General features: G+C 58.8%; 8 protein-coding genes. All 8 read right to left on the bottom strand.

What is annotated here, in order from left to right:
• Positions 1-641 (bottom strand): hypothetical protein (locus Q0R02_RS02475; RefSeq protein WP_293880514.1); only part of this gene is annotated, 641 nt, incomplete at its 3' end.
• The gene (locus Q0R02_RS02470; protein ID WP_293880512.1) at positions 641-1,459 is read right to left on the bottom strand and encodes a hypothetical protein; all 819 of its coding nucleotides are present in this window, start codon (positions 1,457-1,459) and stop codon (positions 641-643) included. The genes Q0R02_RS02475 and Q0R02_RS02470, both read right to left, overlap by 1 nt.
• Positions 1,456-1,824, bottom strand: coding sequence for a hypothetical protein (locus tag Q0R02_RS02465; RefSeq protein ID WP_293880510.1), 369 nt, complete (start codon positions 1,822-1,824; stop codon positions 1,456-1,458). The genes Q0R02_RS02470 and Q0R02_RS02465 overlap by 4 nt, the downstream gene beginning before the upstream one ends.
• A gap of 117 nt (positions 1,825-1,941) precedes the next feature.
• The gene (locus Q0R02_RS02460) at positions 1,942-2,382 is read right to left on the bottom strand and encodes a hypothetical protein (protein WP_293880508.1); all 441 of its coding nucleotides are present in this window, start codon (positions 2,380-2,382) and stop codon (positions 1,942-1,944) included.
• Between the two features lie 4 nt (positions 2,383-2,386).
• On the bottom strand, positions 2,387-3,544 hold the full coding sequence (locus Q0R02_RS02455; RefSeq protein ID WP_293880506.1) for an ERF family protein: 1,158 nt from the start codon (positions 3,542-3,544) through the stop codon (positions 2,387-2,389).
• A complete protein-coding gene (locus Q0R02_RS02450; RefSeq protein ID WP_293880504.1) occupies positions 3,541-4,221 on the bottom strand; it encodes a 3'-5' exonuclease in 681 nt (226 codons plus the stop codon). The genes Q0R02_RS02455 and Q0R02_RS02450 overlap by 4 nt, the downstream gene beginning before the upstream one ends.
• A complete protein-coding gene (locus tag Q0R02_RS02445; RefSeq protein ID WP_293880502.1) occupies positions 4,221-5,306 on the bottom strand; it encodes a hypothetical protein in 1,086 nt (361 codons plus the stop codon). The genes Q0R02_RS02450 and Q0R02_RS02445 overlap by 1 nt, the downstream gene beginning before the upstream one ends.
• The coding region (locus tag Q0R02_RS02440) for a pentapeptide repeat-containing protein (protein WP_293880500.1) at positions 5,303-5,696 on the bottom strand (394 nt) is incomplete at its 5' end. The genes Q0R02_RS02445 and Q0R02_RS02440, both read right to left, overlap by 4 nt.

Below are 5,696 nucleotides of genomic sequence, written 5' to 3'. Positions count from 1 at the left end.
TGACCTCTTTGAAAAGGACGAGGAAAAGCGATGGAACACTTATCGAAAGCAATACGGGACGCACTCGTGAGCCTTGGGTCAAAGCCTGACGCGGCAATGTTGGCAGCGTGTTCCGCTTGACACTCAACGCTGTGATCTTGCCCGTTGGTGCAATCGCAATTCATACCTTTGCATGGGGGCCGAACAATGTAGGTGTACTGGCCGCCTGCTTTGCAATACGGGCAGGCAGGACGGCCGATATCGCCATAAACGTCAAACCGAGTTTTGCAGTTATTGCACTGCCACGCCTCTCCCCCGCGGGAAGGAGAGAGGGCGGCGCGGATACGGTCAGCAACGTTGCTTCTCACTGCACGGGGATCAGCGATGCAACGTTCGTTGTGCGTCGCGGGTTCCTGCTCAGCAATTTTGGCGCATTCTTCAATCAGATCAGCGCGAACCTTCGCCACGTAGGCTGAAAGCTCGGTGTCGATTTCGGGCCATCGGTCCCGCACCTCTCCCGAGTTCGGAGAAGGCGATGCGTTAAGCTCCCGAAGGGCCGCCGCTATGACCCGCCGTTCTTCCCGGTTAAAACCCTTGATCGGCGAGTAACCGCGCAATTGATCGAAGTCAAAGCACTTCGCGAGTTCTTCTGCGTCAACCATCAATCTAACCCTCCCATATACATTTCTTCTTCATGGTTTTTCTGTAGCTCGAATTTGTTGATGATCGCCGCAGCTTCATCAAACAGTCGAGCGAAGTCGCGTGCGTCTTGTTCTCCGATATGGACAAAGTTGGTCGCGCGAATGCACTCCGCGCGGGCTCGGAGCATGTGCACGAAATCGCATGCCCGCACCTCTCTCGAAGGCGGCGGAGGATCGGACATATCCAGTCGCTCCCGCATACGCTTGATGATACGATCAAGCGTAATTTGCGGATTGTAGTCGTCGTCCAACATCCACTCATCGTAGTTCGAGATTGCCTCAAGAATGATGTCGTAATGTCGCCCGCGATTTTGGTGAACCTCCGAGTTCGGAGAATGCGATGCGGCGAGGGCGGTTTCACAAAGGGATAAGTATCCTTCAATCGCGTCCTCGATCATGGCGCACTCGCCTTCTGTTGGAACGTAGTCTTGATCGCCTCGGTATTCGTAATTCGAAGCGTATTCATTGACCGAAGGTCGCGCCACCGGCGCTGCCTTTACGGTTTTCAAATCGTGAATAGCCTGTAGCAGCGCTTCGTTGTCGTAAGCGCACTCGGCCTCATCGTAGGCATCCGTGAACGCGCGTTCGATATCACTCGGCGCTGCCTTTACGGGGGAGGCGCCGTCGTCAACCAGCTTGCGGGCCAGCATCAGCGCGGTTTCGTAGCTCTGAGCGACCGTTGCGTGGTCGCTGTGGAAAAACTCTGCGATGTCGTTATGGTCTTCGTCACCGACGAGAATTGCGTGTTCGTGGTCGTCCGATGCAATGTGGAGTTTCATCTCGCCACCTCCGACAAGATCAGGCGTCCGGCCTCAATCTTGGACTGGACCCACGCATTGTATTTTGTGCGGCGGATTTCTTGGTCGTCGTCGCTGCCAGCGCTTGCCATCGACATATCTTTGCCGGGCCGCATGTGGCCGGTCTCGCGATGGTAGACTTCAGCCTGTTCTTCGAAATCCTCGAAAGCATTTCCGGTTCGTCCACAAACAAGGACGATGCCATCAAGCACCTCCCTCATGGCTTTATGTTCATTTACGGCACGCTGCGCTTGATCCGCCATGCGGTCCAGCAATTTGCTGACCTTACCGAATGGCGTTTCGTCAATCTTATCCAGCGCGTCGCGGACATCTTGGGCGTAGCTCATGGCTGATCTCCTATGGTCATCGGCGCAGCATTGGCTTCTGACGAGGTGGGTTCATTGATGCATTTCGCCGCTTGTTGGCATTGGCAGTTGCCGCCGCGTCGGCCACAATGTTTATTGTCAACCATGGCGCATTCCTTCATATCGCTTGTCGGCGGCAGCTTCGTTGAACCGGCGCATCAGGTCTTTGTGCTCGGCGCCGATCCAGCCGGCCATGACCTCGACTGCCTTGGTGAAGAACTGGTCGAAATCCGCCTGCGTCATGCTCTCGACGGCAATGGACTTCGGGATCACATGGACCTTCCCATCGTAATCGCAGTGATATTCGACGAACTTGGTAGCGATAGCCGCATCGTGCTTGATACTGGTCTTGGCGCGGTCGGTTGATTCCGCCACGATCCCGACCAGCACCCAGAACAGCTTGAGTTGTTCCAGGTTGCGGGCTCCGCGGATGATGCCGAGAAATTCGGCACCATCCTTGAAGCCACGTAGGGCAGCGAGCGAATCCTCGTCGGCAGGAACTGCGACGTCTCCATCCCGACGAAAAATCACCTTGGTCATCATATTACTCCGTGAAGCGCTTGATGGTATCACGCACCATATCGGTCGCCCTGTTCCAGTCTTTTTCCCCTACATCGGCCCTGACCGGGGCCATGTATTTCTCCTGCGCCGCGATCAGGGCGTCAACATCCTCGCAGCCGGAGAAAGCGTTTTCGAGAGACTGGAACCACTCCGTCACATCGAATGTCGGTTTCTCGTCCGGCTTCGTGCGGGGTTGGCGTGGGGCTCGCTGCTGTGGCTTTGGCGCATCCTTCTGCGGCCCGCTGCTGATCGGATCGCTTGTCGCGGAGGCACTACGATCATCCATCGCTTTGACCAGCCGATTGTAGACCATCGCATCGGCCTTTTTCAGTTTCTCGAACTGCGCGAAGTTCTGGTCGTACCACTTATCGGCCTCCTCCATGGAGGCCTTGGCGATAGCATTCTCGAACCGTGTCGCCCAATCGGCCGGCGGTTCACCGTTGTTGATCGGGATCGCGTGCGGCTCGATCTTGCCATCCGGTGCCGGTGCGCGCCGTTGCTGACTGCCTGGACGGGGCCTGTTGCCAGTCCCGCCGTCGTTGTCCGCATCCTCGGAATCTTCGGTCGGGATTTGGAACAGCGAGATCAGGAAGTATTTGCGGGCAGCGGTGTGACACTTGTTGAATGCCTTGTCGTCGAAGCCACCACGATCGCGGCAACGGCTGACACCGGTGATGATCGGCCGCTCGAACCAAATTTCACCGGACTTGTGAACGATGGTGAACTCGTAGCGAACCGAGAGGAAATTGCCGCCATCGAACAGATCGCGGCTGACCTCGTTCTGGAACACGATGATGCCGTGCTTGCCCATCAACGGCGTCAGAGCCGTGGACAGGTCTTGCATCCTCGCATGCCAGTATTTGTGGAATTCGTTCCAACCGGTTTTTTCGACCGGCTTGATCTCCTCCATTACGGCGGCAATCGCCGTGGCGATGGTGGCGATACCGGTCTTCGGCAATGGAGCACTTTCGCGTTCCGGGATCGCAGCGGGGTCTTTGTGCGACTGCTCCGGCGCCGCCCGTGTGGCGACTGCCGGGACTTGATGGCTGACACGCTCCTGCGGGGGGGCGCGATCGGTGGTTTCCTCGAAGTAGGCTTCGTCGGGCGGCGCCGGCGCGCGGCTTGTGGGTCTCTGGTTCATTTTGCGTCCCTGATTTCTTCGTAGTTCTTGGCGTGGTGAACCTCCGGCTCCGGCACGAAGCCGAGATCGAGCATTGCCCGGAAGTTGGCGGTGGTCATGCGCGCGTCGCACAGGGCGCCGTGCAGGGTTGCGGGGTCATATATGACGCCGAGGAAGTTGGCGAGATCGGTGTTTTTCGGCCAGCCTTTATTGCTGCCGCCTGCCTTGATGATCTCGCGACCAATGCTCTTGGCAAAGGGCCTCGCCGAACGCATCAAGCAGACATTGCGTGTGCGTTCGAACAGGTCGTCCATTTCGGCGCGTCGGAACTCGGATCGCATCATCTTGCAATCGAATTGAGCACCGAACGCCACGACGGCGTAGCCCTCGTTGATGCGTTCCCCGTACCACTCCAGAACCTCCTTGATCGGCACGCCCTCGTTGAGGAGGACTTCGTCCGTGATCTTGTTGACGGTGGTTGCTTCCAGCGTCATCAGCCAATCGGGACCATCTTCGCTCCACGGCGGCTTGATGTAGCGCTGGAATTCCTGCTCGACGTTGCCCTCTGCATCCAGCAAGATAGCGGCGAACTCGGCCACGCGCGGTTGCCCTGGTGCATCGGCCGGGCGCTTGTAGTCCATGAGACCGTTGGTCTCGGTGTCGAAAACCATGAAGCCCTTGATCGGTGTCGTCTCCATCAGATGATTCCTTGTCTTGTGGTGGTGCCGGGCACTTCCTGACCCAGCTTGATTGCGCGCTCGGCGAGGGTCTGCAAGACCGTCACCACTTCGGGGTTGCCGCGGAAGTATGCGGCGACCTTGGTTTCGTCGGTGATCGTGACGAAAGTCTTCAATTCCTCTTTCACCGTGCGGGTGCCGTAGGTGGGAACGATCCGTTCCGGTGCAGCCGTTGGGTAGACAATGGTCTCGTCGATCTCCGGCTCCGGCGGTTCCTCGCCGCGCTCGATCGCCCGATCGGCGGCGCGCTGATTCCGCTCGGCTTCCTCGGCAAGGGCCTGTGCAGCCGCTGCCTGCTCGGCCACTACGCGCTGGCGCTCGGCCTCGCGCCACACCTTGACGCCACTGTCAATCTTGGCCTCCGCGTCGCTGGCGACCTTGACCGGCGCCGACCACGTCGATTGCTGGTCTTTGTAATCGCGATACAGCGGCTCGTAGATGGCCTTGCCAGCCTTGTCGGCGGCGAGGCGCTTCTCGGCCAGCCGGTTCTTGAGACCCAGCACTTCCGCTGCCTGCTCGTTCGAGGTGATGGCCTTCTTCGGTAGCTCGGCCACGAGCGCGTTGATCTCGCTGGCCCAATCGGCAGCCGTCTTGACGATCTCGGCGCTGGCGTTGTCGGTGAGACGCGGAGCGCCGTATGCCTCATGTGGATCAGTAGCGTTCGGTAGCCCGATTTCGGGGGACGGCTCCAATTCCGGCCACGGTTTGCCCTCGAACACCACAGCCTTGTAGACTTCATAGGTGATCGGGTGCGACACCACCCAGGACCACAATTCCTGATCCTGCGCATCAACTTGACGCTCATCGAGACCGTACAGGCAGACCAACTGGTCGTTGTCGATGAAATAGGCGACGGGATCATAACCCAGCACCCGGTTGCGGCCGTTGTCCATCTTCTCGGTAACCGGCTTGCGGTAATAGCCGACGTCGGCTTCGGTCGGCGTCATGAAGTTGATGCGGAGCGCAGCAATCGCCGCGTTCCGCTCCTTCACCGTCTTGTGCTGCTCGCTGACAGCGAGGCGCTTGCGCCAGTTGTCGTAACTCATGACATCAGCTTTCGGATGCGAGCGAGCATGACCAAATTGCGAACGATGGTTTCCGTCTCCTGTCCAAGCAGAGTTTTGCCGCGCGTTGCAACCCAATGCTTCTCTGCATCGGACAGCGTGAAGTATCGGCATCCGGCCTTGACCATCGGCTCTTTGTCGTCCTTGAGTTTTTGAAGGAAAAACACATATCCATCGGAACGGGTCGCTCCTTGGATAATCCATTGGCCGCTGAGGTGCGCGCAGCTGAGGTCCGCGCCGCTGAGGTTCGCGCGGCTGAGGTCCGCGCGGCTGAGGTACGCGCCGCTGAGGTACGCGCCGCTGAGGTACGCGCCGCTGAGGTTCGCGCCGCTGAGGTTCGCGCCGCTGAGGTTCGCGCCGCTGAGGTACGCG

Origin of the sequence: Sphingomonas sp. (genome assembly GCF_025353885.1) — a bacterium.
In the GTDB taxonomy this organism is placed as follows: domain Bacteria; phylum Pseudomonadota; class Alphaproteobacteria; order Sphingomonadales; family Sphingomonadaceae; genus Sphingomonas_O.
Note: the sequence above shows the minus strand (reverse complement) of the source record. Positions and strands in the feature narration are given on the sequence as shown.

Coding starts and splice junctions, on each gene's coding strand:
- Q0R02_RS02470 (WP_293880512.1), bottom strand. CDS start 1,459: ATGAAACTCCACATTGCATCGGACGACCACGAACACGCAATTCTCGTC.
- Q0R02_RS02465 (WP_293880510.1), bottom strand. CDS start 1,824: ATGAGCTACGCCCAAGATGTCCGCGACGCGCTGGATAAGATTGACGAA.
- Q0R02_RS02460 (WP_293880508.1), bottom strand. CDS start 2,382: ATGACCAAGGTGATTTTTCGTCGGGATGGAGACGTCGCAGTTCCTGCC.
- Q0R02_RS02455 (WP_293880506.1), bottom strand. CDS start 3,544: ATGAACCAGAGACCCACAAGCCGCGCGCCGGCGCCGCCCGACGAAGCC.
- Q0R02_RS02450 (WP_293880504.1), bottom strand. CDS start 4,221: ATGGAGACGACACCGATCAAGGGCTTCATGGTTTTCGACACCGAGACC.
- Q0R02_RS02445 (WP_293880502.1), bottom strand. CDS start 5,306: ATGAGTTACGACAACTGGCGCAAGCGCCTCGCTGTCAGCGAGCAGCAC.